17 protein-coding genes are annotated in these 25,899 nt (G+C 43.9%); 1 reads left to right on the top strand and 16 read right to left on the bottom strand.

Annotation, left to right across the window (positions count from 1 at the left end; translation table 11 throughout):
* From ABHV44_RS04865 to mnmE, 15 genes are all read right to left on the bottom strand, one after another.
* Positions 1-4,413: a CusA/CzcA family heavy metal efflux RND transporter gene (locus ABHV44_RS04865; RefSeq protein WP_459073538.1), complete on the bottom strand. Its 4,413-nt coding sequence runs from the start codon at positions 4,411-4,413 to the stop codon at positions 1-3.
* Between the two features lie 308 nt (positions 4,414-4,721).
* Entirely contained in the window at positions 4,722-5,045 is a 324-nt protein-coding gene (locus ABHV44_RS04860; RefSeq protein WP_459073577.1) for a DUF6660 family protein, read from the bottom strand.
* A 63-nt stretch (positions 5,046-5,108) separates the two neighbouring features.
* Positions 5,109-6,560: a DEAD/DEAH box helicase gene (locus ABHV44_RS04855; RefSeq protein WP_459073537.1), complete on the bottom strand. Its 1,452-nt coding sequence runs from the start codon at positions 6,558-6,560 to the stop codon at positions 5,109-5,111.
* Between the two features lies 1 nt (position 6,561).
* Complete coding sequence (locus ABHV44_RS04850) at positions 6,562-8,601, bottom strand: Piwi domain-containing protein (protein ID WP_459073536.1); 2,040 nt, start codon at positions 8,599-8,601, stop codon at positions 6,562-6,564.
* Positions 8,602-8,641: 40 nt separating this feature from the next.
* The gene (locus ABHV44_RS04845; protein WP_459073535.1) at positions 8,642-11,899 is read right to left on the bottom strand and encodes an Eco57I restriction-modification methylase domain-containing protein; all 3,258 of its coding nucleotides are present in this window, start codon (positions 11,897-11,899) and stop codon (positions 8,642-8,644) included.
* Complete coding sequence (locus ABHV44_RS04840) at positions 11,899-13,938, bottom strand: N-6 DNA methylase (protein WP_459073534.1); 2,040 nt, start codon at positions 13,936-13,938, stop codon at positions 11,899-11,901. Before ABHV44_RS04840 ends, ABHV44_RS04845 begins: the two co-directional genes overlap by 1 nt.
* Positions 13,939-13,956: 18 nt before the next feature.
* Positions 13,957-15,759: a DNA methyltransferase gene (locus ABHV44_RS04835; RefSeq protein WP_459073533.1), complete on the bottom strand. Its 1,803-nt coding sequence runs from the start codon at positions 15,757-15,759 to the stop codon at positions 13,957-13,959.
* Between the two features lie 14 nt (positions 15,760-15,773).
* Positions 15,774-16,088, bottom strand: coding sequence for a helix-turn-helix domain-containing protein (locus ABHV44_RS04830; RefSeq protein ID WP_459073532.1), 315 nt, complete (start codon positions 16,086-16,088; stop codon positions 15,774-15,776).
* Between the two features lie 85 nt (positions 16,089-16,173).
* A complete protein-coding gene (locus ABHV44_RS04825; RefSeq protein WP_459073531.1) occupies positions 16,174-18,408 on the bottom strand; it encodes a DUF3987 domain-containing protein in 2,235 nt (744 codons plus the stop codon).
* 3 nt (positions 18,409-18,411) lie between these two features.
* Positions 18,412-18,711: a helix-turn-helix domain-containing protein gene (locus tag ABHV44_RS04820; protein ID WP_459073530.1), complete on the bottom strand. Its 300-nt coding sequence runs from the start codon at positions 18,709-18,711 to the stop codon at positions 18,412-18,414.
* Positions 18,712-18,713: 2 nt separating this feature from the next.
* A complete protein-coding gene (locus ABHV44_RS04815; protein ID WP_459073529.1) occupies positions 18,714-19,019 on the bottom strand; it encodes a helix-turn-helix domain-containing protein in 306 nt (101 codons plus the stop codon).
* Positions 19,020-19,190: 171 nt separating this feature from the next.
* A complete protein-coding gene (locus ABHV44_RS04810) occupies positions 19,191-20,288 on the bottom strand; it encodes a DUF6617 family protein (RefSeq protein WP_459073528.1) in 1,098 nt (365 codons plus the stop codon).
* Complete coding sequence (locus tag ABHV44_RS04805) at positions 20,289-21,395, bottom strand: phage integrase SAM-like domain-containing protein (protein WP_459073527.1); 1,107 nt, start codon at positions 21,393-21,395, stop codon at positions 20,289-20,291.
* 6 nt (positions 21,396-21,401) lie between these two features.
* On the bottom strand, positions 21,402-21,749 hold the full coding sequence (locus ABHV44_RS04800; protein WP_459073526.1) for a helix-turn-helix domain-containing protein: 348 nt from the start codon (positions 21,747-21,749) through the stop codon (positions 21,402-21,404).
* Between the two features lie 226 nt (positions 21,750-21,975).
* Entirely contained in the window at positions 21,976-23,364 is a 1,389-nt protein-coding gene (gene mnmE / locus ABHV44_RS04795) for a tRNA uridine-5-carboxymethylaminomethyl(34) synthesis GTPase MnmE (RefSeq protein ID WP_459073525.1), read from the bottom strand.
* A gap of 360 nt (positions 23,365-23,724) precedes the next feature.
* On the opposite strand from mnmE, the gene sucD reads away from it, so the two are divergent.
* Positions 23,725-24,603: a succinate--CoA ligase subunit alpha gene (gene sucD, locus ABHV44_RS04790; RefSeq protein WP_459073524.1), complete on the top strand. Its 879-nt coding sequence runs from the start codon at positions 23,725-23,727 to the stop codon at positions 24,601-24,603.
* 101 nt (positions 24,604-24,704) lie between these two features.
* Here sucD and ABHV44_RS04785 read toward each other — a convergent pair whose 3' ends face one another.
* Positions 24,705-25,829, bottom strand: coding sequence for an AI-2E family transporter (locus tag ABHV44_RS04785; protein ID WP_459073523.1), 1,125 nt, complete (start codon positions 25,827-25,829; stop codon positions 24,705-24,707).
* Positions 25,830-25,899: the final 70 nt, after the last annotated feature.

The following is a 25,899-nucleotide window of genomic DNA, read 5'->3' as shown; positions in this document are numbered from 1 at the left end:
TTAGTTTGTTGTTTGTAAATAGTATTCGAGTTCATAGCGGCTGTCCAGGTAATTGCCCAGGGCATTCCATGAATCCACTTCTATGCGGATAGCGTCCCTTATGTTTTGCAAAAAACTTACATAGTCTATTGCGCCTTCTCGGTAAGCCGTTATCGAACCTTGTCTTTGCTCGCGTGCCAGCGGCAATGCCTGGTCTCGATAGTAAATCCATGAGTTACGCCATTTCAGGTATTCTTCCCGCATGGATTGGTACTCGGCATTGAGTTGTAGCTGATTTTGCCTGAGATTTTCCGTGGCAATTTCGCGCTGGATTTTAGCCTCTTGCGTACGGCCCAGCTCGGGCCCAAAAAACAAGGGGATTTGTATGCCTATTTGGTAGGTGTAAAACCCGGTTTGCCCCCCAACTTCTTGCCAGCCATACTGTCCTTGTAACTTGGGCAAAAACTCCGATCTTCTTTCCTTTATTCGAGCATCGGCCACTTTTATTTGCTGTTGATACACATTAAGCAAAGGGTGAGTACTTAGGGAATCCAAGTCATAATTAAGGATTCCGGTCAATTGCTCACTGGGCACATCCGGTACTGTATAAAGGGTATCGCTGACCAGCCATAAGTTGAGCCGCTGCAAAGCGCCCAGGTAATCGCGATAGGCCTGTTCCTTTTGGATGCGCACTTCATTGGCCTGGTTTTTAGTGGCCAAATAGGCCAGTTTAGAAGTTTCTTCTACTTCCAATCTCACATCTGCCGCTCGTTCTATATCGGTAAAGAGCGAATCCAAACGGTTGTACACCTGGTAGGTGTTTTTAGCGGTGTAAACCTGGCCCCAGGCCAACTTCACTTCTCGTTTAAGCTCTGTTAATGACAGGTCGAGAGCGCTTTCGGCAAGGGCTACCCGTTCCTTTTGCAAGCGCAGTCGTGGAGCAATTCCAAAAACATCAATATTTTGTTGTTGAACCCCTATCCGCGTATAAACTCCATCAGTATTGCTGCTTGCTTCTTCCGCTCCCGTGAAAATTTGGGTGTTCCCAAAGTCCCAGGCTGTTTTCTTCAGCGCTGCTTCGCTTTCTATTTGAAGCCTTTTGGCCTTGATCTGAGGGAAATACTCAACAGCCCGATTTTGGGCATCTTTAAGGGAAATGCTTTGCAAGGTATCCGGGTTTATTCCTTGCGCCTTTGCAGATTGGGAAAACCCGAGAAAACTACCTAAACCAATAAGTAGAACGATGGTGTTCAGAGCTGTTTTATGCCCCTGGTTTCCGATTTTCTTTTCCCTGCGTTTCTCAACGAAGGTATAGAGTACAGGCAGTACAACCAGCGTAAGAAGTGTAGCCGACAGCATACCGCCAATTACTACGGTGGCCAAAGGCCGTTGCACTTCCGCTCCGGCAGATGCCGAGAAAGCCATAGGCAGGAAACCGAATATATCCGTGGTTGCCGTAAGCATGATGGGGCGAATCCTTTCTTTGGTACCGGTCAAAATTCGATCCTTTAAGCTGGTCACCCCTTCTTCTTTGAGGGAATTGAAGCGGTTGATCAGAACCAAACCATTCAATACAGCTACACCAAACAGCACGATAAATCCAACACCGGCTGAAATACTAAATGGCATATCTCTCATCCACAAGGCAAAAACGCCCCCTATGGCTGCCAGGGGAATGGCCATGTAGATCATAATGGATTGCGAAAATGACTTTAGTGCAAAATAGAGCAGCACGAATATCAAAAAGAGTGCAATGGGCACTACAATAGTGAGCCGTTTTTTGGCACTCTGTAAATTCTCAAATTCGCCACCATACGTAATATAATAGCCAGATGGCAGATTCAGCTGTTCATCTAATTTGACTTGTATATCATTCACTACCGACTCCACATCCCGGCCTCGCACATTTACACCTACGTAAGTCCTACGGTAGGTATTGTCGCGGCTAATCTGCATCGGGCCTGGTTGGTAGCTTATGTCAGCTATTTCTTTGATGGGAATTTGTGTTCCGTTCTCAAGGTCGATATACAGGGTGCGCAGGTCGTCTATACCCTGGCGGTGGGCCTCATCAAAACGGATGACCAGATCAAAGCGTTTTTCGCCTTCAAAAATCACCCCTGCCTTTCCACCTGCAAAAGCAGAACTGATATACTCGTTCACCTTTTCAATGTCCAAGCCGTATTGCGCCATTTTCTTACGGTTATAGCGCACGGTCATTTGAGGCAAACCCGAAGTCCGTTCGGGATTTACATCACCAGCACCCGGCACGGTTTCAATAATATCGGCCATTTCCTGCACTTTGGTAGCCAGTACATCCAGGTCTTCACCATAGAGCTTGACAGCAATGTCCTCACGCACACCTTCCAGTAGTTCATTGAATCGAAGTTCCACAGGTTGTGTGAACACAAGGTTGACACCAGTCAACCGCTCTTCAAGCAGTTCCTTGATTTCGTCAATAAGCCCTTCCTTCGTTTCTGCCGTAGTCCACTTATCCCGGTCTTTTTCCAGAATGAGGTACATATCGGCAATATCCATTGGCATAGGGTCGGTAGGAATGTCGGCCACTCCAATGCGGGCTGTTACCGTTTTGATTTCCGGGAAATTCTCCAGTAAGAGGTTTTCAATTTTATAGGATAATTCTGTAGATTCACTGAGCGAACTTCCCGGCCTTATCAATGCCTGCATGGCGATATCACCTTCATCCAGTTGGGGCACAAATTCTCCTCCCATTCGGGAAAAGGTATAGCCTGCTATGCCGAGCAGAACAACAGCAACGATAATTACCATTGTTTTAAACCTGAGTGCACTTTTGAGTAAGGGTAGATAGGCCCCATGAATGCCACCAATGATTTTATCACTGATTTTTTCCAGCCAGCGTTCAAATCGCCCAAACCAGTTCTTTCTGTTTTGGATGGGTTTCATGAAAAGGGCAGACATCATGGGAACGTAAGTGAGGCACAAGACTATAGCACCTATCATGGCAAACCCAAAGGTGTAAGCCATGGGCTGGAACATTTTACCTTCCACACCTGTGAGGAAAAGAATAGGGGCAAATACAATCAGGATGATAATCTGTCCGAAAAAGGCTGAACCCATCATTGTGCTGCCGGACTCATAAGCTACCTCATCCATTACACTCTGGTTGAACTTGATTTTCCCTGACCGAATACGTTTCTGGATTTCGTAAACTGTTCCTTCAATAATGATCACTGCCCCGTCAATGATAATCCCGAAGTCAATAGCGCCCAGGCTCATCAGGTTGGCCCAAACGTTAAACTGCTTCATCAAAATGAAGGCAAAGAGCAGAGAAAGCGGAATGGTAGTGGCCGTAATGAGACCCCCGCGCAAACTTCCCAGGAGGATTACCAGTGCAAATATTACGATCAGTGCGCCTTCAATCAGGTTGTTCTTTACCGTATCAGTGGTTCTCCCTATAAGTGCGCTACGGTCGATAAAAGCATCAATCGTGAGCCCTTCGGGAAGCGATTTTTCTACTTCCTCCATGCGCTCTTTCACGTTTTGGATAACGGCATTAGGGTTGGATCCCCTCAGCATCATTATTATGCCTCCTACGGCTTCTTTACCATCACGGGTGAAAGCCCCGTAGCGCACCTGGTGACCAAAATGAACTTTCTCGGCCACGTCATCAATGGTGATGGGAATGCCATTTTCGTTTCGGATTACAATACTCCGTATGTCGTCCAGAGAGCGCACCAGTCCTTCCCCGCGAATGAAATTGGACATCCGGTTTTTTTCGATGTAAGCACCGCCAGTATTTACGTTATTTCGGGCAAGGGCACCGTAAACCTCTGAAATGCTCACATCCATGGCGTTGAGCTTTTCAGGATTAATAGCCACTTCGTATTGTTTGATGTAACCACCAAATGAGTTGACCTCCACCACACCATTAAGCAAGGTGAGTTGTCTTTTTACGATCCAATCCTGAATGGTTCGCAGTTCCATTGGACTGTAGACAGTGTCATAACCCGGTTTCGGTTGGATGGTATATTCATAGATCTGGCCCAAGCCTGTAGAAATAGGACCCATAGTTGGGTCGCCAAACTTTTCGGGGATGGTCTCCTGTAATTCATTCAGTTTTTCCTGTACCAGTTGGCGGGGCAGATAAGTACCCATATCGTCTTCAAAAACGATGGTGACGACCGACAGGCCAAACCTTGAAACGGAACGGATTTCTTCCACTCCGGGAAGATTTCCCATGGCCAGTTCCACCGGATAAGTGACAAACTGCTCGATATCTTCGGTAGCCAGGTTTTCGGATACGGTCATTACCTGTACCTGGTTGTTGGTGATATCCGGCACCGAACCTAGGTTAACCGTGGACATGGAGTAGATACCCACTCCTATGAGGGCCAATGTGAGCAGGCCCACAATAAATTTATTCCTTATGGAAAAGGAAATGATTTTGTCTATCATAATGCTTTGATGTTATTTTAAATGGACAGTGAAGTAATGATGTACCCGTTCGATAGTGGCTAAGAGCAGGATTATACAACCAATGGCAATTAAGAACCACTTTAGCACTTTTTGCCAGGTAACTTTCTCGCTGCCTTTTTTCTTTTTACTCAACTGCCCTTTTCTTGAATTAAAAATTCTTGCTACAGATAATGCCGTTTTCCGGCCTGACACAAAAAAGGCTTATGAAATCAGGATTATTGAAATAGCTGCTCTATCAGCTCCTCTGAGGAGATGAAAAGGCATAACTATCCTGAAATTGCCCGGGTTTAGGCTCTTGGAGGAATAAAAAGCTCGAAGAGGTCGAGGCTTTTGAAATTTTGATGATAAAAAGGGTAATGCGATGGATTGCCAAGTGGATTGGCTTTGCTCATTGCATTGGGGAAGATAACATGGATATGACAACAATGGCAGGAGCATATTGGATTACATAAATCATTGGAAGATGACCCGTTATCGTGCCCGGAATGGGAATCACTGTTCATCACAACCTGCTGATTTTCAGTAGAGGGATTATTGCTAAGATCATCCGCACAGGTTATGAACGAAAGACCCAGAAAATAAACTGCCAATATGTAGCATAGCCATTTCACAGTCGGCAAAAATAAGAAAAGGTCTTGAGATTTCAAAAAGTAGCTGCTGGAGGCCCGAAGGTCTCAGAATGAGGTTTCTTCAACTTTTAGAGACGCTTTTATTTCTTCGCGAATATCCTTTCTCAAGTGATACCAAAATCCTTTCTTGACCGGGTTGCCTAAGGTGGCTAAGCGTTTGTGACAATAGGAAGCCTCTGTATCGGACAATTCCAACCTTCTTTCAATGAGGTATTCCCGGTATTTGTAAACGGCTGAGATCAACTTATGATCCTTGCTCTTGGCAAAGCTGATAGAGCTTTCAAAAATAAGGAGCCGCTCTAATTCTTCTGTTAACTCCATCAATTCTAAGCCTTCGGCTTCATGAGGGGCCTTTACTTTGCGGACTATCCCCTCTTCATCCTCTACTATAATTTCTTTGGAAGCAGCTGTGCCTTTCCGTTTTTTAACTCCTTCCAATGTCCATTCGCGGTCTACGTAGCTTAATCCATGTTCAAGCCATAAGCCAGCATTATCCAGAACAAGTCCGAATTCCTTTCCTGGGGCAGGGCGCATACACCGTCCTACTTGCTGAAGGTAGAGAACTAACGATTTTGTTGGCCGGGCAAGCTGCACGGCTTCACAATCAGGAACATCAAACCCTTCAGACACGATATCGACATTGGAAAGGATGAGGATTTCCCCTTTTTTGAATTTCTCGAGAATAGACTTTCGTTCTTCTTTTGGTGTATTAGCATCCACATGGGCAGCGGCAATACCCTCGCCATTGTAACGCTGTACAATGGATTTGCTATGTTCGACATCAACAGCAAAGACGATAGTCTTTTTTCCGTTTGCTTTGTTCTTGTAAGTCTTCACCAAGTCAGCCATTAAGTGATTGGCTAACATTACGTTTCTCAGCATCTGAAGGTCGTAATCCCTCATCTTCTTTTTCACTTTACTGAGATCAGGAATAGCTCCCACGAGATGTTTGATTCTGGCTAAATATCCTTTTTCAAAAAAGTAACTGAGTTTGCCCAGAGGAATAAGAATTTGGTACTGATCATCGAAGCCTTCACCGTTTAATCGGACAGGAGTAGCAGTCACTCCAAGAAATCGTGCATCAGGGTAAATTTCCCAGAGCTTCTTGTAGGTGGCGGCTTTTGAGTGGTGGCATTCGTCAATAATGACAATATCCGCAGGAGGAAATTTGCGTCTCGAAAGGGTTTGAATACTGGCAACCTGTATGTTCTTATCAGGGTCAGGCTTTGTTCCGGCCAGAATTACCCCAACTTCCACTTCAAACTTATCCTGGAGCCTTTCAACAATCTGCTCTACCAATTCTTTCCTATGGACTACAAGAAGTACTTTCTTCTTTTTTAGATGGGCTTTCCTGACTATTTCAGAAAACACATGAGTCTTTCCAGTGCCGGTAGGCATCTGGAATAGAACGTTCATGAGGTTCTTGCGCTTCGGGTCCCAAGCCTCAAAAATTTGGGTAATGCCGTTTTTCTGATATGGTCTGAGCTGGTCAGGCATTTTATAAGAACCAAAGATTATTTTCTCCAAATTCCGGGATACGATTACTCTTGAAATAGGGAAAAGCCTCCGCTACCATTTCTGGGTATTTGATGGTTACGGGTAGATTCTGCTGCTTAGTAGACTTCCAGTACATCCGGCTAAATTGGTACACCTGATCAATGAGGTTGCGAACCGTTTTTTGATCATTCAGGACTGATTTATCTGCCTGGATGGTTATTTTAACGGGAAATGGGAAACTGTCAATTTTTGCAGTGTTTTCAGAATACCTGGTGTTGTTGCACAACAGAAACTGATTTCGACCAACATTTACAAAAGTGCCACTGACTGGCATTAGACCTTTCGATTTAGTATCGAATACCACCATGTCTTTTGAAGTAGTCTTATTTATAGTGATTACAATTACCGGTATATCTAAACCTAAATCATGGAGTGCCTTCAGAATTGGTTTCAATTCATCATTGCTCATGTTCTTGTAAAAGTGAATCACAAGCCGCTTCACATCAGGGTGAACAGAGGAATAGGTTCTTACCGCCTTGCGAATGGAACCTGCGAGCATTTTCGTACTGTTTTCCGAGTAGCACTCGAAGCCCTGAAAGCGTCCATCATTAGAGAAGCAAAAAGCACTACCCACATAGCGATATTGCGCACTGCGAGGTTTGAATGCTCCTACACCCACAATTAACTCGCTGTAGGTTGATCTCTCCAATCGCCAGGGTATACCATCCAACTTTGCAAGCAATGCGACCGCAATATTAGAAAGGCTGAACTGAGCCTCGGGGTCGGAAATGGTATTCTTCACCACTCCCTGGGATGTTATACCAAATTTCAGTAGCTCCTCTTTTACCTGGTAAAAAGCTCTTCGGTCAGCTTCTGTCTGTTCTTCCTTAGACCGCGGGTGAATATACATGGCAAGATAGCTTACCTGTGGATCAAGTGTCTTTTGAGTAAGATGCTGCCTGATCTCGGTTAGAGGATCATCTTTATCAGTAAAAGTGATCTGTTCATCTTTTTTAATGCTTATTGGTAAACGCACAAAGCGTTTCAGCCCACGGAAACTTTTAAAGCCATTTTGTAAATGGCTATAAAGAAGATTGGCGGAGTCCTGGGCATCGTCTTCATGACAGATGAAAAACATCCTTACATGCGACAAAGGGGATGGGTGGTTAGGCCCAAACTGTTTGATTCCATCAAATGGGCGGATTCCTGGCTTGTCCCTGCCAAAGATCAATTGATTGCTGCCCTTGCTGGTGTAGCCTATCCGAAAATCTTTGACTGGAATGAAGCCGTTAGATGTAATGGGAATAATGGAGCGAAACTCTGGTGTATCTAAGTAATTGGCATAAAAATCAGAAATACAATTGTAGTAACGCTCATATTTATTGGGCACCCGTTCGTAAGGGATGTCTATGTTTAATGCGGCTTTCAAAGGGTTATTCAGAACAGGATAAACCTGGTCCATGTCCAGATTTACTTCTTCGGGTCTTTCTTCAAACTTGATCTTTTCCCTTTTGTAAATGATCCACTTAAACAGATCGGTATCTACATCGAGGTCTAATAAACTGGTATTATAAACCCTTGAATGGCTTTCGAAGGAAATAGAAAGCTCAGGAAACTTGGTAATCCGGCCAATGTTAACCTTTAGCGCAAACTTTTTAAATGTAGTCCACTGCTTGTTGCTGCGTTGAGGATCCTTAAACCAAAGTTCAATGTCTTTAATAAAATTGGGTGTAGTGATGCTGGCGACTCCCCGGAAGTATTGTTTGATGCGCCAGGTGTAGTAATGTTTAGCGAAGCGGATACTATTGTTTAAATCAACGGTAACAGAGTAGTCGGCATTTTCACGGTTGGTGAAATCCGAGTACAAGTATTCAAACTCGTCATCCTTTAGCTCCGGGTTCGAATCATATATCTCCAAAGGAACTTCATACTTCGCAATAGGGGATAGCCCTTCAGCTTTCTCTCGAAAGAGACTTACTTCAATCTTCTCCTGTGGATGTTCAAAGTTTAATATGTTGAGCTTTAGTTTCTGGTCTGGCATAGGCAGGGATCGTTTTTCTTATTACATACAAAACAGGGTTTTATACACCGTACAGTGCTTTACAAGCTTCTTCATATTCCTCATAAGAGTTTAATTCTTTAATGTATTCCCATATCTTTTTTCTCCTGATGTGAAGTGGTGCCGAATTTGGGTCAAGGGCCTTTACAAGATCGGCCGGCCCTGCCTTTATTCCCTCATATTCTTTAAGTAATGAACGAGTGCAATTGACTACATCTTGATGACCAGCCTGAGATGGGTCAAAAGGTGGTGTTACTCCAAATGGTAATTTGTGGATATGCCTCTTTCCAAAGGCACCTCTTGGCTGAAAGTCCTCTATTATTGAACCAATGGCTTCACTGTTTAGCAAACCTGTGAGGTAAATGGCTTCATCTTCGGTCTCAACCTGAGCCCAATAAACGGTTTGGTCAAGGACAAGCCTTTCGAAATCACAATCTTCTATGTTCAAATATGCAGAACACACTCTACCGCCCCCAGCTCCTGTAAATACCAAGTAGCCCGTCTTTTCAAGGACCTGCTGAACCAGCTTACCTCTTTCATTGATTAAATCGAAAAGATCTGAGATAGAAGCGTTATCGGTATCAAGTTCATTGCAAATTGCCCTAAAGGTATTTCGAGTTGGCGCACCTTTAAGTCTGACCTCTCTTTCTGAAATCATTTCCCAATGACCTGTATCGTCCTTTTTAATGGGTAAGAGAGCTTTTTGTACATCAGCGAGATTGAATGGAGTCAGCAGGTTGGAGGTGATTACATCAAAGATCAATTCAGTTTGCAGAACCCTTTCTGTGAGATTAAAATCTTTATTCTTCTTGGCATCTTTTACCGTAAAAGCAAGAGGGCTCTTAATAGGATCAATAGATTTAGCTTTAACAAAAGCAGGATTTGGTGTTGGAGAGACTTCATAAAAAAGAAGCTTGCGAGGCATTATATCAGCTCCCTGTCTAAAATTGGCCGGAGTATAAAACCCGGTTGCCTCTTCTGAAATCTCCTGTTCGCTCCAAGCGGTTCTTTCACCTTGCTTGTTTCGGTAAAATACAATGTCTTCAAAGCTTCCGTTGCTTAGAGCCAATTTGCCAGGGATAGGTTCTGTTGAATCTGGATTGGGGCTTGATTTCTCACCAAATAGAACTACAGCATTGTTCTTAAAAACATGCTTCTCAATTTTCCATATCTCTGTTATATCAAGTGATACTGCCTGGGGAGAGTTGAAGAACTGAAATTTCCGAAATGGGTTCTGATGATGGCCATTCAAGACCGTTTCAGGCACGATGCATCCAACTTTCGCATTTTCGGTTAAATACTTTTCAACTGCATGTAGCAAGAAGATCGTTGCAAGCTCAATATGAAGGTGAGACGAACCGGGCGGCTTGATCTCATAGCTGATTGCTTTTCGTTTAAGAACCGCCTGATAAGGGTTATTAGCAACCTTACTGAGGGCAAGCCAAGGAGGATTTGATACAAGTCCATTAAACTGACCAGCTACCAGTCCCGGCCTGAAACTGTTTCTTAGAATATAGGGCCAAATGCCATTCCGTCCATCTCTATTGAGTTTGTCAATAGCCTCAATCAATTTACCCAGGAAGCCTAAAATTTGAGATTCCTGATCCTCTGAGATTTCTATTTCAACATGCGATACTAATTCATCATAATAGTCCTTTAATTCACTGGCACTTAACTCTAATTGATCTTGGCCTGCGGCATCTATAACGATCCTGTAAGTAATATCGATAAGCGCATCGAATAGAGACTTAAAATCGGGGGAGACAAGAAAGTCCGGCAGATCTATGGTATACTCAGCAATTTTTAAGGAGAAAACGGGGTCTTCTTCATCATTTGTATTTTGGGAAATAGGAGTAATGGCAAAAAGAGAATCAGCATGATATACTGGTATTGTGACCTGATGCGAACCCAGAGGTTGTAGCCAATCCATTGTGGTCAATACCCAGTTCACTTTTGACAGCATTACAGCTAATGGGTCTATGTCAAAACCGGTTATGGATTGTACCAGCAAGTTTAATTTTCCTTCACTGGATAACTCATCCTCATCTTTTGTGATCCGGCTCTTAGCAATGTTTATTGCTTCGACAATCATTGAACCAGAACCACAGCACATGTCAAGGAGAAAAAGGTTTTGCCCTTCAGGTATTTGATCTACAACATTACTGACCAACTGGTGCGAAAGCCAACTTGGTGTCCATTCTTGACCTAAAAGAAGCCTTTGAGATCTATGAGCTAATTGAGCCATGAGGCGACCAAATAAGTCCTCATTAGGCGCTTCTTTAAAGTTGTAGGCAACCAAGTCCTGCTGAATAGCTTCAGCTACGGGTATTAATTCTTCGATGTAAGGCGTAGAGTTTAACCAGCCGAAATAATCATATTCCACAAAATTGACAAGTCCTCGGTTTTCAAAAAACCTTCCATCGAGTATTGAAGCTAGTTCATCTCTGTCAGAGCTAAGTGCTTGGCCTTCTATATAATTAGCGCAAAGAAGTTTACCAAGGGTCAAGATATAGTATTCGTCAACGTAAGTTGTGAGATCGAATTGATCAGATACGCCTTCTTCTCTGAGGTAGCTTACAAAGCTGCACCAAAGCTCGGAAATGAGATCAGCATATTTCGGGTTATTTTTAAATGCTCCAACAACATTCTCAGTCAGAGATTTCACGTGTGTTTGGCCAAAAGGACTTTCAAAACCAAGATCTTTAGCTATTGCATTTGCGGTCACGGTGCGTGATCCAACTCTAGCCAAATACTTAATGAGAAAATTCACCAAATCTTTAGCGTCCTTTACTGTACCAGCTGAACAGTCCACTGAATCGATTTGAATCAGTGGAATATTTGATCTTTCTACTTTTCCCTCCGGAAGATTTTCAACATCTATTTTGTAGGCATACCACCTGATTGTATCAGAAAGGATTCCAATAACTAATTCTGGATCATGACCATCATTGATTAGGCTTGCACAGTAGTCCTGAACTTGACCATAGCCTGTGTCGAATTTTGGTTTTGAAGTTAAATTGCCTTCATACTCTATTGCAGTAAGATCCACCAGGTTATCTACAAAGCCAGTACCTGTCTTTTCACCTTTAGAGACCTTGACGGATGCTTCACTTCCTTGAATATGCCTTATTACCCATCCAGGTTGCTCAGGGAATATTTTCCTAAGGAAGGATGTAAAGCTATCCCTTATAACTTGCTCTTTCTTGCCTTCGACTATCAGGGCTAAACTATCTTCTATGCTCTTTTGCGCTGCTGGTATGTCAACTGTAATATCTTTCATTAACTCTGTCTGTAATTTAGAAGCGTCTGTTTTATTGAGTTCAGCTCATTCAACTTCGTGGTTAGGTTAGCTTCGAAGCCCATTTTGGAAACTATAAATTTATCCAATTCACTAAGCACTTTTTCATGTGACTCGTGGGATAGAGCAAGTCTTCGTCCCAGCCTATCGAGCTTGTCAATTTCAATCGCTGTAAATCGAGGGATAGGTAGCTTTTTAAGCTGGGTAGCCTCTAATTTTAATGCTCCCCCACCCATGGCTGTGCCAAACTCTTCCATTGCAATGTGCGCCCAGCTACTATTAAGTACTGCCAACAGTGAATGAAGTGTATGCCTATTATTATTCTCCCCCAACCACAAACTTGAAAAGTTGGCGTCAATAACAAATTCTTGTCTAAGATTAAGCCTTGTTTGAGGGTGTAGGTTATTTACCCGGGGAATAAATAAGTCAGGTAAGTGCCTATCTGTAAATTTGGGAAGCATATACCAAAAACGGGGAGGGGTATTTGGCTTCAATGGATTCCATTGCCTAATATTTGGGCTTACTGCTGAGAGATGGGGGTATCTCTTAGGTTTCTCAATTGTGCCAACGTTTATGCTCTGGGCATTTTCAACATGTGCTGAAAGCTGTACGGGTAGAACTGTATACCACTTCCTTAAATCTATATCCTTTTTTAGGTTGTTCTCAAAATCTCCTTTAATTACCGCTTCCTGAAGATAAAGCACTACACTCAATGGCTTCAAATAAGCAGTACTATATTGCTCACTGACCTCACTTTGCTTTGTAATTACTTTTCGGTAAGATCCTGAGGGAATAGTAATTGGGGACTGAAAAAAATATTTACTAGGCATGGCCTCTACTCCTTCCGGTGATTCAGAGCATAGCTTAAAATAAAAAAAAGAATTGGCTCCAGTCCTAAGCCCTTGAGAGACATTAATGCCTAACTCCTGTAGGCAAGAAAAATCTGGAGTTGCGCCCTCCAGCCATTTGAATAATAAAGAGGAAGGCTTTAGATGTGCTGTTTTCAGCGTACGCCTATCAATGTTGGGTTCAAGTAAATTGAACCATTTTGAGTTTTGAAGTCTTTTGCCCGCGTCTGTTGAAAAATGATTTATTAATATCTTTTGGTTTGAATAAATGCCTTCTTTGGACTGATTAGATTCAAGCGCATTATAGAACTCTTTTTCAGGATTTGAAGAATCTGGAAAAATCTTACCAACCAAGCTATTTCGAGATATGGCAGATGAAAAGATCCTACAGAAAGAAAAGCTCTCATTAGTCCAATCCAGAATGGATTCTTTGATTTCAATCCTCTTGGCTATGAGTAGGGTGGTTTTAACTTGTGCATCAGGGAACCAGACGGAGTTAGCATCTTCAATAATAAACTCGATTTGAAAAAGCTTCACAAGTAAGTAGTGAATAGCCTCGGAATAATCCCTATTCAACCAGGTTTGAGGCACAACCATAGCAATTCTCCCGCCTTGCTTTACAAGTAAGGCGCATAAAATCCATGATGGAACTGCCAAGTCTGCTAAACCAGAGTAGTTGGAAATTATCCTTTTAAAAACATCTTTTTCCCGGGGAGGTAAATTGGAGTGGCAAAGCAAAGCTGACAGTAAGTTTTGCTTTATTTCAGATGTGGACTGGCTTTCCTCGTTTAAAGACTTGCTTTCTGCGATGGTTTGGTAACGAACATATGGAGGATTGGTAATTACCAAGTCAAACTCAGAAGACATGATCCCCTTGAGAATATCCTTGTCGAAAGCACTACTATTAGTAATATGGACGTTGGACGCAGAAGCAAAGCGACTTTGAGCATACTCAGAAACGGAGCTATCAATCTCAACCCCTACAAAATTTTTATAAGGATTACTTGTAGGATTACAGGCTTTGAGCATATCACCTGTTCCGCACATAGGATCAATTATTGATTTAGCTTCATAATGTTTGGCCAAATATGCCAGCAAAGAAGCTACCAACGGGCCAGAAAAATATTGACCGAGGTGCTTTTGTCGTTTTATGCTGGTTTCTGCTAACTCCATTCAACTAATTGATCCTTTTTATACCTGAGGGGCTTCTTGTGCTAAAACATCATAAAATTGCCTGGCATCCATGGAAATGGGTATACCTGACTTTAAGCAAGCGGTAACATATCTTGAGTATACTCTCTCCGGCTTTTTCTCATCATGACTGCTGCCATTGCTCAGTGAGTTGTATATAATCCGTCTAATCAAATCAACTTCCTTCTCTGACTCTATACATACTTCCTCGTCATCCCTCATTTCAGATTTTTTAAGGAGAACCAATGCATCGCCTTGCACCTTTACCGTTGATGTAACTTGTTTAAAGCTTCCCTGCATTTTATCCAGAATGTTAGAAAAATATACCATGAAGTCATTCTCCTGAAAAGACTTCACTAATGCTTGCCATATTTCTGCTTTAGCAGAATGAAAAACTAAACTCATGGATCCACTGGGCTTTAATACTCTGCTGGCCTCAGAGAAAACTTGTGTCATAAGCTCTCCGTACTGCGTAGTTGTCTTCTTCTGGGAGGTGTTGACTATTACTTCCTCCTTATTATCAGTAACTCTACCTAACCAGGCTTCATTTATTTGATTGATTTCAGAATATGGGATATAGTCGCCAAAAGGAGGATCGGTAAAAATGTAGTTTTGAGAGGCATCCAGGAGAGGAATGGCAGTGCTACTTGAATTTATAACAGTTACCTTGCTGTTACTTTTCTTTACCATTCCAAAAGCATTGTAGAAAGTCTTGATTTTACGCTCTACTCCTTCAAGAATATTTTTTTCGACTGGTAAACTGCTAATGTAGAGCACACCGGATTGCGCTCCGGTTATTACAAAGTCCCGACTGTTTTTCTTCACCACTACACGAGACATTAAAGTAGAGTGAGATGCATTATAACTCAAAAGCCATGTCTGAAGAGCTGACTTTAAAGAGTCAGGGAATTGCCGGGTTCTTTCCCATAGTTTAGAAAAAACCAAAAGATTTCTGTCTGAATAAAAATGATGAAGATGGGTAATACCAGAGTGGTAGCCTTTTCTATGCAGTACGCCCCAATTCATCGCATGGGTAGGAACATTAGCTAAAGAGTGAGCACCTAATTTATCCTGAAGTAACTTATAGTCTCTTGGTTCAGCAGCTCTATTCCAGGTTTTTTTCCCTGTCTTGCCGTATATCCAAGCAGGTCTTCTCCTTTTCCGTGTGATTGTTTTGTTCAGAACTGGATCATGAACTTTCTCTTGGATCCTTTTGATAGTTGACATTTGCTGAGTGAAGCCGCAATTCGGACACTCAAAATGATCCTTAATAGAAAGAGGGGATTGGTTTACAGCAGCATCCCAGAAAGTAGTCGATGATTTGCAATTCGGGCAATTGAGGACATCCGACCAGATAACATATCTGATATGCCCTACATTACCCTCCGGATCTTTTATTGAATAAATATCACCCAAGTCCCCAGCAACTTCAGAAATTATCTGAAAAGCAGCTTTTCGAAAGGCTTGGGGGTCAGGTGGATTACACATTGCTTCAGCCACAGCAGCCCCCAGGGTACTAAGTTCAATTAGTGTTGCATTGCGTTTGCCCCACTTTGGTTTGACTCCCAGTTTTTCAGTTTGGGAAATCATTTCTTCAGTTGGGGTATCACAAAGAAGGGTTGCCAGTCCAGTAGTTCCGCTACCGGCAAAAGGATCTAAAATATTGTCACCTACCTCTGTATGACAAGCTATGTATATTGCAATCGCCTCTGGTGAAATTTTGGTGGGATACGGAAATGCATTATACAATGCTCCTTTTCGGTTTGAAGGTAATGGTTGACTATATAGGGTTTCTAATTCCATAATACGCTGTAACACTATTGTGCTTTAGTTCTTTTTGAATACCTGACTTCACTTTCCGCTACTCTTAAAGCATTTGTAGCCAAGTCTTCGTCCTTAATGATTTCGTACAACTTATCAGCAAGCCAGAGAGTCAAAAGCTCATCACTGTTCACTTTAAAGAGTTCAGCAAGCTTGAGTACCTGTTCTCTCTTGGCTTTCCTTTCGCCTCGCTCAAGTTTACTAAGCATAGGAGTGTCTATATCAAGCTTGACTGCTACCTGCCGTTGCAATAAGCTCTTTTCCTCCCTCAATTGCTTTATACGCTGTCCAAAACGACTATTTACTTCCAAATTATTGACTTGTCAGTATTTGACAATTATAAGAAAATAAAAGGGGAAAAACAGCTAAAGAAGAACAAATCTTATCAACAGAGATTTACACCTTCTTGTAATATCCCGTCTTCGGGCACGCCACATAATCGGGCTGGAGCTTCTTGAGAAAATAATCCACTGACCGTGCACTGAGGTTTAATTGCTTGCCCAACTCCACGGCTTCCATCCGTTTGAAAGTGGAGGGGAGCTTTTCAAAAAGCTTTCGCTTGTTATCGCCTCCGCGAAAGGGCTCCGGGTCTTCTTGCCTGGGCAAGTTGTGAAACATCAAAAGGCTGTGTTTCAGATAGATATTTGAAAGCTGCAAAGCAGCTTGAAAATCATCGTCCAGGCATTCCTGCTTTACGGTCAGTTCTCCGTTTTCAAATTTGCGGAGTGCAGTAAAGATCATAGTAATGCGGTAACAAACGAGGCCAAGCCTTTTTACTACGCTGGTAGCTTCATCGCTGATGAAGTTATCCACTTCCTTCAGCCACAGACCGAAGGTCTCGTTGAGCTGGTCCCATTGCTCGCGGGAGAGCTGAACTTCTGTGTCGGAACCTTGCAGAAACTGGTGCATATCAAATACGCGTTTCGAAAGCCTTTCAAACAGTTCTGTCAGGTTTACCTGATTACCAAATGGCGATACATCCCGCCAAATTTGCTGCGTCTTGAAAGCATAGAATAGAAAGCGGCTGAAGAGACCATCCTCAGCAGAATTGATGAGGTTAGGCACTTGGCTGGGCGTACCGGAAAGCGCAACGGATAGTTGCGGTGCTTTCACCTCCACGTATTCATTATTGGTCTTTCGGCTGCATGAGATTTTCTCGTGATGGAAAGCCTTGCGCAGCATATCCGAATATGAACCCCATTCCTGTTTGAAGATGTTGCCCATGGTGTCGGCTTCTGTTTCGCAAATAATACCTGAGCCACCATTTTCTTCCAGGTGCCAAAGGATTTTGGCGTTGCTGGTGTTGGCAGGAATATAGAGCACTTCATACTGTGGCTTCTCCGGTGGTTCGGTTGCCGGTTCGCCTTTCTTCCTGCTTTTCTGCTCCATCTTGTGATCTTCCAGTTCCAGCTCATAATCTTTCATTCGTTGCTCACTGGCTGTTCTCATGTGTTCATGTATGCGGTCGCCCAGGTTCTTTGCGGACAGCAAAGAGCCTTTGCCGCTTGCGGCTGGGGCAATAATGAAAGAGAAAAGGTTCGGATGAACCGTTCTCTGGGCGTAGATTCCCGTGACATTCGGCAAACAACCGCTCAAAATGCAGAGTGCCCCGGTCAGAAAGACATCCCGCTCGCGAGAGTCGGAAAAGCCGGAAGCTCCTTCCTGAAGGATTTCAGGCAAAGCCTGATAGACTTCATCGGGAATGGTAGGGGACTGTAGCAGGTAATCTTCTTCCTCCTGCTGCCGGGCGTGGTTTACACCATTTGAAGCGTTTGCAAACTTTGCAAACTCGTGGGAATGGTGATTGTAGGCACTTTTGACAGCCGCTTCAATTTCCTTAAAGCTCAGATCATAGCGGTTTCTGATCAGTTCCCGTGCTTCCATTTCCTCAATTCCGGCACGATTGCAGTTGGAGGCCAACAGGTAAACGAAGTTGTTCCTGTTGCCTTCTGCATAGCTCATCTTTTTTTCGGTGAACTGGATGCAATTCTCAAAGGAAGTGGTGATTTCTTCCGGTTGTTCCTGATGGTTTACCGGAGTGGGCTGATGTGGAACCGCAGGTTCTTCAGCCTCAGTTCCCGGAAGTTCAACATGAAACTTTTTGTGATTCAAGTTACGGTAGCATTCAGGATCAGAAGAAAAGAAACAAAGGCGCGGGATGTCTTTCCCGGAGCGATCCAGCTTTAGCTGGAGAGCCTCTTCATAATAAGTGGCCACTTGCTCAAAAGCTTCTGAGTGGTGCTCCTGTTCGCTGTCCACTTCAATAAGGATTTTTAAGCCCTGGCCACTTGGGCTGCGAAAGCAGCAGAAAGTGTAGGGTTCAGCGGAAGCTTTGTCAAAAGCTTCTGAGAGCTGCTGATCGGAAAGCTTATCGAGGTCGAGAATGATGAACTGGCTGTAGCGAAGCAGCTTGTCTGCTGCGCGGCCACCTTCAAAGGTTCCCGAAGGAGTGAATGCAGGAAGCTTTTTCTTTTGAAGGTCTGCGTTTTCCCGATCTCCGCTGTAAAGGAGTTTGCGGATTTCGTGAATTTGATCTTCATAAACACCTTCCTGGATGTCTTTAGTGATCAGTACAATTGATTTATCCTCCACCTTTTGGGTGAAGTGCTTGAATATAGTTGATGTTGCCATGTCTCAAGATTTTGAAGTTGCGTTAATACCTGCTCTGGAAGGCTGTCGGTGTTCTTCCAGCATTTTCACGATGTCGCTCATGCGGTAGTAGATCTTGTTGCCGATCTGCGAGTAAGCAATGACCCCTTCATTCCTCCAGGACTGAGCGGTGCGCTTACTGATGTACATGAGTTGCAGAAATTCCTGATTGTCGAGAAAGACATCATTAAGATTGGTCTGCTTGGTGTGAAGGGCCGCCTCAATGTTTTTGAGGCGGTCCATGATTGCTTTAAAAGCTCTGTCGCTTAATTCGATCTTCTCCATGGCTAACCCCTCCGTCCTTTGGTTACCAAGTAGTCAGCGGCTCGCTTCTCGATGTCATCCGCTGAGGTTTGGCGGTTGCGCTGCAACCATTCATCCAGTTCCTTGCGGTTGAAATAGAGGCGTTTGCCCTGCGGACAGAAATGCGGGATAGCCTTGGTGCTGGTGAGCTTATAAAGGTGGCTCTGACTGAGCCCCAGGTATTGGCTTGCTTCGTTGAAGGAGAGGACTTCTTTTTGAAGGATTCCCTGCTCAACAATCAACTGCTCGATCTTGTCGAGTCTTTCGATGATATTATCTTGAGTGTTCATGGTACTCTTGATTTTAAAAGTTTACAAAAGGGTTTCTTTTGTGCCTTTCACTCGCCCGAAACAAGGCACTGGTTTCAGGCGAATGATCAAGAGCAAATTGAGCGCATAGAGAGGCCGTAAACAGTGAGATATTTACATCTCACTGAGTTAGCTCCCTGAACTCACTGTTTTTTATTGCAGTTCTTTCAGAATGTCGTCTATAGTGGGTTGATTTTTAGGGTTGGCGATCTTGTTGGAGTAGAGGTTTTGTTTGTTGATCCGCGTGTTTTTCTTGGAGTAAAAGTTACCTGCCTTATCAACTGTAGATGGCTTTAAATTGGTGAAGTGAGGCTCCAAGCGGTCTAAAATGTATCGGAATTGGGTGGTTTCACAGTCCAGGTGAATTTCTGGTGCTGTGGAGGTCAGTGATTTTGCAGTTAGCACATGCAGAAGTTCTTCCGGTGTGGTCTTGCCATCCTTTAGCAATTCAACCTTCAGGTTCAGTTGCTTAATTACATTTTCAAGCTTCTTAGGGTCACCGATGTAACCAAAGCTAAAATCATCGTTGGCTCTCAGGGTAGGTTTTGGCTTTTTGGGTTTGTCCTCCTGATTAATGACTTCCTGCAGTTGTTCACGAAGCTGATCCACCTTTACAGTTGATTTGATGTAGTCAAACTCAGGGACTGGCTCTCTCAGATATTCGGCAAAGATTTCTGAATCAGTGGCCGGTATTGGGTCAACGTATTGCGGGTAGAGTTTGTCGGTTTCAAGCAGTAAGCGAATGAGCGACCATTTCAGAACGTCCAGCACGTAAGCAGAAAGTTGATCGTCCTGTAAGTCTGATTTTATTTCTGCCAAGTCCCGGAGCTTGTCAATTACTCCGGAACGAAGTGAGTTAATTAAATAGTGACGGTCGGTGTCGTCCAGGTCGCGGGTAATTGCGTTGAATAGGTTGGCGGTGGTTCGTGTCGTCTCGTTCTTTATTAAGTAGTGATAAAATCGCGAGGTAATGTCGAATGGCTCCGGGAGGTCAATTTCAATGAGTGGCTCTGTAATATTAAACTCAAGCTTGCCGGGTGGCAGCTGGAGATAAACTGTAAGCTTTTCATCCTTCAACAGATCGGGGTTCTCACTGAAGATCTTTTTGAGTACAGCGAAAAACTCATCCATTGAGTTTTGAGGCTGGAAGAAAAGTTTAGTCATTACCTGTCGGTAATATTTCTCTGTTCGCTGGTTCTTCCAGGGGCGCAAGTCGCCCCGTAGAATGCTGTTAAATATTGTGAGGTTCATCTATAGGTCTAATTTGATTCGGTTGGCGGCCTCCTGCTTTTTCTCGTCAATAATCTTAGCATAAATCTGAGTGGTTTTCAACTCGCGGTGGCCAAGTAGTTTTGAAACGGTGTAAATATCAGTGCCTAATGAAAGCTGTAAAGTAGCGTAGGTGTGGCGGGCGCAATGGAAAGTGATGGTTTTGGAGATTCCTGCTTTCATCATCCATTGTTGCAATTTCAGGTTGTGCCAGGCACTGTACTGTAATCCTCTGAACACGCGCTCTGTTGGTTCACCCTTTTCACCAAGGATATTTCGGGCTTGCTCCGAAATAGGCAGTGTTTCGGCTCCTTTGGTCTTCTTCTGGCGAAAACGGATATACCAGCCGTTTTTCTCGGAGTGCTGCACCTCAGACCAAATCAACTTATTAATATCAGACCAGCGAAGGCCGGTAAGCGCACTGAAAATAAAAGCGTCTTTGATAATGGGGATTTCGCATTCTGTATTTGCAGCCGCTTGCAATTCTTCCAGGGTAAGAAACTCCCGCTGGGGCTCCGCTTGCTTAAAGCCTGAGACCCGATCCGCAGGATTACGGGCAATGATTCCATCTTTGAAAGCTTGCTTTAAAGCGGCTCTTACCTTATTGAAGTAGGAATAGCAGGAGTTCTGGGAAAGCTTTCGCTTGGCCGGTGTTTCGGCTTCATGCTTCAAGTAGTCCTTGAAATCCTCCAACCATTGCTTATCAATTTCTGAGAAAGTAACATCATGCTTGGCAAACTTCTTCAGATGTTTCAATGAGCTATCCCAATTATCGTAATTGCCTTTGCTGTCCTTGCGCTTCTCCATCAGGTGCTCCATATACTTGATAAAGCTTCCCTTGAGTTTGGAGCTGTCCTGCATTCCATAAACACCATTCTGCACCTCTAAATGTCGCTTCGCCCGGATTGTCTCTGCCAGGCTGAGGGTGTCTTTATTCTCCTTCTTCTGCTCCTTGGTGAGCTTTCCTTTCTCCGGCTCAGGGTGGAGGTACAGTTGCAAGTATTCATAAGAGCGTTTGCCTTGGTGGTAGTAATCAAGGTAAAGGCTGATTTTGTCTCCTTTCTTCCGTTGTCTTAATGTTACTTTCATGGCTGCTTATTTAAACAATTGGTTGATGGCTTCTCTTGAAATGATGGTGCGCCTGCCGATTTTGGCTGCTTTCAACTGGCCGTTTCCGATCATCCGGTAGATGGTCCAGCGGCTGGCACCTAATAGCACACAAACATCTTTTACGCTCAGAAAATCCTTGTTGGAAACGATACCGGTAACGGGGGCTTTGTGTTGCTCCCGCTCAATGGCACTTTGCAGCTTTTCTTCGCGCTTGCGCTTCTTGTAGTTCATCTTCGCGCAGCGGTCAGAGCAGAACTTTGTAACCGTTGTTTTGGCAACAAAGGTCTCACCGCAGTGGTGGCAAGTTTTCTCTATTCGGATATTACTGCTCATGTTGCTTGATGTCGCTGGCTGTTGCCTGGAGTAGCTACTTGTTGCTCTATGTAGCAAGATTTCTCTACCCCCTTAAAATCTGTTGCCCAGAAACAAAGGCAACAATGATGGGCAACAACTGTACATCAAATATAAGCAAAAAAGAGGGGTTGGGCAACAAAAATAAGAAGTGAAATATCGTTGAAACCCAGTAATAGCAAGGGTATAACAAACAAAAGAAAAGTAATTACTTTCCGATACAAAACTTCGAAAAAATATTCCCAAGCAGATCATCCGTAGTAATCTCTCCGGTGATTTCTCCGAGGTGGTGGAGCGACTTGCGGATGTCGATGGCGAGGAAGTCGCCTGTGATGTTGTTGTCGAGGCCGGTGCGGACATCGTCCAGTGAGTTGAGGGCTTTGCTCAGAGCTTCGTAGTGACGGGCGTTGGTGACGATGGATTCTTCGCGGTTGAGCACTCCTGTGTTTACGGTTTCCAGGAGCTTTTCTTCAAGTGCACTCAGGTTGTCGCGGGTGAGTGCCGACATGAAAATCACGTTTTCAATTCCCGCAAACTTCGTCTTCACATCGCTGCCATTTTCGGCTTTGTCGATTTTGTTGGCCACGATTACCAGCTTTTTGTCCTTGTCGGTGATCTTTTCTTTGAACTGCTCAATCACTTCGAGGATTTCATCGCGGGTGCTGTCCACAGCATCCACCATGTAAACCACGATGCTGGCCTGGTTGGCCTTTTCGAAAGTCTTTTCAATTCCCATCGTCTCGATGGTGTCGGCTGTTTCGCGAATTCCGGCCGTGTCGATAAAGCGGAAGCCAACTCCGCCAATTGAGATTTCATCCTCGATCACATCTCTGGTAGTTCCTGCAATTTCAGAAACGATTGCGCGATTGTCGTTCAGCAGTGCGTTGAGCAAGGTACTTTTTCCCATGTTGGGAGCTCCTGCAATGGTCACTGGGACTCCGTTTTTCAACACGTTACCAGTGGCAAAAGAATCCACGAGTTTGCGAAGTACTTTCCGGATTTCATCAACCAATTCCTTGAGGTCACCGCGATCGGCAAACTCCACGTCTTCTTCAGAAAAATCGAGCTCCAGCTCAATCATGGAGGCAAAGTGGATCAGCTTTTCACGCAGTTCGGAAATGTCTTTCGAAAAACCACCGCGCATCTGATGCATCGCCAGTTGGTGAGAAGCTTTGCTAGAGGAGGAGATGAGGTCGGCAACAGCTTCGGCCTGACTGAGGTCCATCTTGCCATTCATGAATCCGCGCATGGTAAATTCACCCGGCTCGGCCATTCGACAACCGGTGTCGAGGCAGGCCTGCAAGATCTGCTCTTCGATGTAGGGCGAACCGTGACAAGAAATTTCCACTGTGTCTTCTCCGGTGAAGGAGTTCGGACCTTTAAAAATGGTAATCACCACTTCATCGACTACGCGGTCTTCTTTTTTGATCACACCAAAATGAACGGTGTGGCTCTTTTTGTCCGATAGCTTTTTAGAAAACAGCTTTTCGGTGATCGGAAAAGTTTCCTTTCCGGAAATGCGAATCACTCCGATGGCTGCTACTCCCGAAGCAGTAGAAAGAGCGCAGATGGTGTCGTCCTGTTTGGCGAAATTCATGTCCGCAAAATTAGTGATTCCAAAAGGAGAGCGTTAGTTAAGAATTACGAATGATCAATTATGAATTACGAATTACGAATGAAGAATTGCGAATTGGGAATTGAGGAGTTGGGGAGCCCGTTTGGGTTTTGGGATTTGAATTTTGGAATTTCAGAGCGGGACTTGGCATTTGGAGCTTGCGATTTGGAATTTGCCGATTGCTATTAAACAGCAGGAGAGTCCAAGTAAAAGTCCTCAGCCTTGCGAGCTTTGTTGGAGGCACTTCAGTCTGCTTCGCAAGTCGGCCAAATTATTTGCATCCACAATTTAAAAACCTAACTTTGGCGGGCCAAAAAACATGACAATAATAGCATAGAAACCATGAGCGTTTTAGTCAACAAAGATTCAAAAGTAATAGTACAGGGTTTTACCGGTAGTGAAGGAACTTTCCATGCCGGTCAAATGATAGAATACGGTACCAATGTGGTTGGTGGAGTTACTCCCGGAAAAGGTGGACAAACTCACCTCGACAAGCCAGTGTTCAACACAGTAGCTGATGCGGTAAAAGAAACCGAAGCTGACGTGTCGATAATTTTCGTGCCACCGGCATTTGCTGCCGATGCAATTATGGAAGCAGCTGAGGCTGGAATCAAAGTGATCGTTACTATCACCGAAGGCATTCCGGTGCTCGACATGGTGAAGGTGAAAGAATACATCAGCGACAAGGACTGCACGTTGATCGGGCCAAACTGCCCGGGTATCATCACTGCCGGAGAAGCTAAAATTGGTATTATGCCGGGCTTCATCTTCGAACCTGGAAAAATCGGAATTGTATCGAAGTCGGGAACGCTGACTTACGAAGCTGTTGATCAAATCACCAAAGCCGGAATGGGCCAGTCTACTGCCATCGGAATTGGCGGTGACCCAATCATTGGGACTACAACTCTCGAAGCCATCAAGCTTTTCATGGAAGATGACGACACAGAAGGAATTGTGATGATCGGTGAGATCGGTGGAGACCTCGAGGTGAAGGCCGCACAGTGGATCAAAGACAACGCGACTAAACCGGTTGTTGGATTCATCGCTGGAGTAACGGCTCCAAAAGGAAGAACCATGGGTCACGCTGGTGCGATCGTTTCAGGAGAAGACGAGTCGGCAGAAGCCAAAAAGAAAATCATGCGCGAATGCGGCATTCACGTTGTTGACTCTCCGGCCAAAATCGGTGAGAAAATGGCAGAAGTGCTTGGCGTGAACGCTTAAGAATAAATATTTTAAACTTACCTGGAAAGAGCTGCTTCAAATGAAGTGGCTTTTTTTGGTTTTGAAGCAAAACCCAATCCATACTTAGATTTTCAATTTTCCTATCGACCAGTAAAAACTTTTTTGGCCCAGGAAATGATTTTTTTTATCCAAATCACTGCGTTGCCGCTTTGCGCCTTTTTATCCGATTCATAGGTGCCAATCATCAGGGCCAAAGGTTTGAGCTCTTTGAATTCTTCGCTCACAATAAGAAGCATTGCTGTAAAAGGTAGAAACAAAATCATCCCGGCCACGCCCCACACGAGGGCTCCAATAATCAGACTTAAGATTGCTGCCAACGCATTCACCCGCAAATTGCCACCAACTATTTTTGGACTGAGGAAATTGTCAGTGACCAATTGAACAGCCCAAAACAAAATGGCCACGGCAATGGCTTTTCCAAGAGAATCCTGAGCAATGAACACGTAAAGGATGGGAATGACGGCTCCCATTACGGTACCGACATAAGGAATTACGGAAAGCAAGGCTCCCAGGAATCCAAATAAGAACGGACTATCAACGCCAATAATCCACAGTCCCACACTGTTAACCACACCTATAATGATAATGAGAGTGAGCATGCCGACCAGGTACTTTTGGCCAACCTGTTGAATTTTCTTAAACATATAAATGGCCCTGGGACGATTTTCTTCAGTGTAAAAGTGTGCTACTGCATTTGTCAGCCCCTTGCGATAAATCAGAATTAGAAAGGCGTAAATGACAGTGGCAACGAGTCCGGCAACAAAACTGGCTGTGTTCGAAAAAGTCTGTCCTACAAGGTAGCCGGCAGAGCTCTCAAGAAGGTTTTTAATTCGCTGATAAATATCCTCTTTGCTCAACTCGCCCAGAAAGCTAAAATGCTCATTGAAATAGACTGAGACTTCAGTGAAAATCTTGATGAGTCGATCCTGGAAAGTAGTCAGTTCCTGGGAAAGTTGCAGTAACTGACTGGAAATAAAGCCAACTGTGGCAGTTAATATCAGTATTACTGCAACCAGCGAGAAAATTGCAGCCATAATTCGATTAACACCCCATTTTTCAAGTCTGTTGACTAGAGGTAGCAATATGAATGAAATGAGCAAAGCAAACGCAATGGGGATAAGTAGGGTTCTCGCATAAATGAGCGATAGCAAAATCAGAAAAATGGAACCGAGGGCAAAGAAGATGTTTTTGAAAGATAAATTCATTTGCTTTAGTGTAATTCGTTCGATGTAGCCAGATTAATAGGCAATCGTTTAAACTTACTCATTTTCAGCT

The organism is Halocola ammonii (assembly GCF_049334165.1).
Lineage (GTDB): Bacteria > Bacteroidota > Bacteroidia > Flavobacteriales_D > Sanyastnellaceae > JBEGHD01.
The sequence above is the reverse complement of the archived record's forward strand: the minus strand, read 5'-3'. Positions and strand labels throughout refer to the sequence as shown.

What these genes read in the sequence shown, in the direction of transcription:
- ABHV44_RS04810 (WP_459073528.1), bottom strand. Translation starts at nt 20,288, where the DNA reads ATGAACCTCACAATATTTAACAGCATTCTACGGGGCGACTTGCGCCCC.
- ABHV44_RS04820 (WP_459073530.1), bottom strand. Translation starts at nt 18,711, where the DNA reads ATGGAGAAGATCGAATTAAGCGACAGAGCTTTTAAAGCAATCATGGAC.
- ABHV44_RS04825 (WP_459073531.1), bottom strand. Translation starts at nt 18,408, where the DNA reads ATGGCAACATCAACTATATTCAAGCACTTCACCCAAAAGGTGGAGGAT.
- ABHV44_RS04845 (WP_459073535.1), bottom strand. Translation starts at nt 11,899, where the DNA reads ATGAAAGATATTACAGTTGACATACCAGCAGCGCAAAAGAGCATAGAA.
- ABHV44_RS04865 (WP_459073538.1), bottom strand. Translation starts at nt 4,413, where the DNA reads ATGATAGACAAAATCATTTCCTTTTCCATAAGGAATAAATTTATTGTG.
- mnmE (WP_459073525.1), bottom strand. Translation starts at nt 23,364, where the DNA reads ATGAATTTCGCCAAACAGGACGACACCATCTGCGCTCTTTCTACTGCT.
- sucD (WP_459073524.1), top strand. Translation starts at nt 23,725, where the DNA reads ATGAGCGTTTTAGTCAACAAAGATTCAAAAGTAATAGTACAGGGTTTT.
- ABHV44_RS04805 (WP_459073527.1), bottom strand. Translation starts at nt 21,395, where the DNA reads ATGAAAGTAACATTAAGACAACGGAAGAAAGGAGACAAAATCAGCCTT.
- ABHV44_RS04785 (WP_459073523.1), bottom strand. Translation starts at nt 25,829, where the DNA reads ATGAATTTATCTTTCAAAAACATCTTCTTTGCCCTCGGTTCCATTTTT.
- ABHV44_RS04850 (WP_459073536.1), bottom strand. Translation starts at nt 8,601, where the DNA reads ATGCCAGACCAGAAACTAAAGCTCAACATATTAAACTTTGAACATCCA.
- ABHV44_RS04840 (WP_459073534.1), bottom strand. Translation starts at nt 13,938, where the DNA reads ATGGAGTTAGCAGAAACCAGCATAAAACGACAAAAGCACCTCGGTCAA.
- ABHV44_RS04815 (WP_459073529.1), bottom strand. Translation starts at nt 19,019, where the DNA reads ATGAACACTCAAGATAATATCATCGAAAGACTCGACAAGATCGAGCAG.
- ABHV44_RS04855 (WP_459073537.1), bottom strand. Translation starts at nt 6,560, where the DNA reads ATGCCTGACCAGCTCAGACCATATCAGAAAAACGGCATTACCCAAATT.
- ABHV44_RS04835 (WP_459073533.1), bottom strand. Translation starts at nt 15,759, where the DNA reads ATGGAATTAGAAACCCTATATAGTCAACCATTACCTTCAAACCGAAAA.
- ABHV44_RS04800 (WP_459073526.1), bottom strand. Translation starts at nt 21,749, where the DNA reads ATGAGCAGTAATATCCGAATAGAGAAAACTTGCCACCACTGCGGTGAG.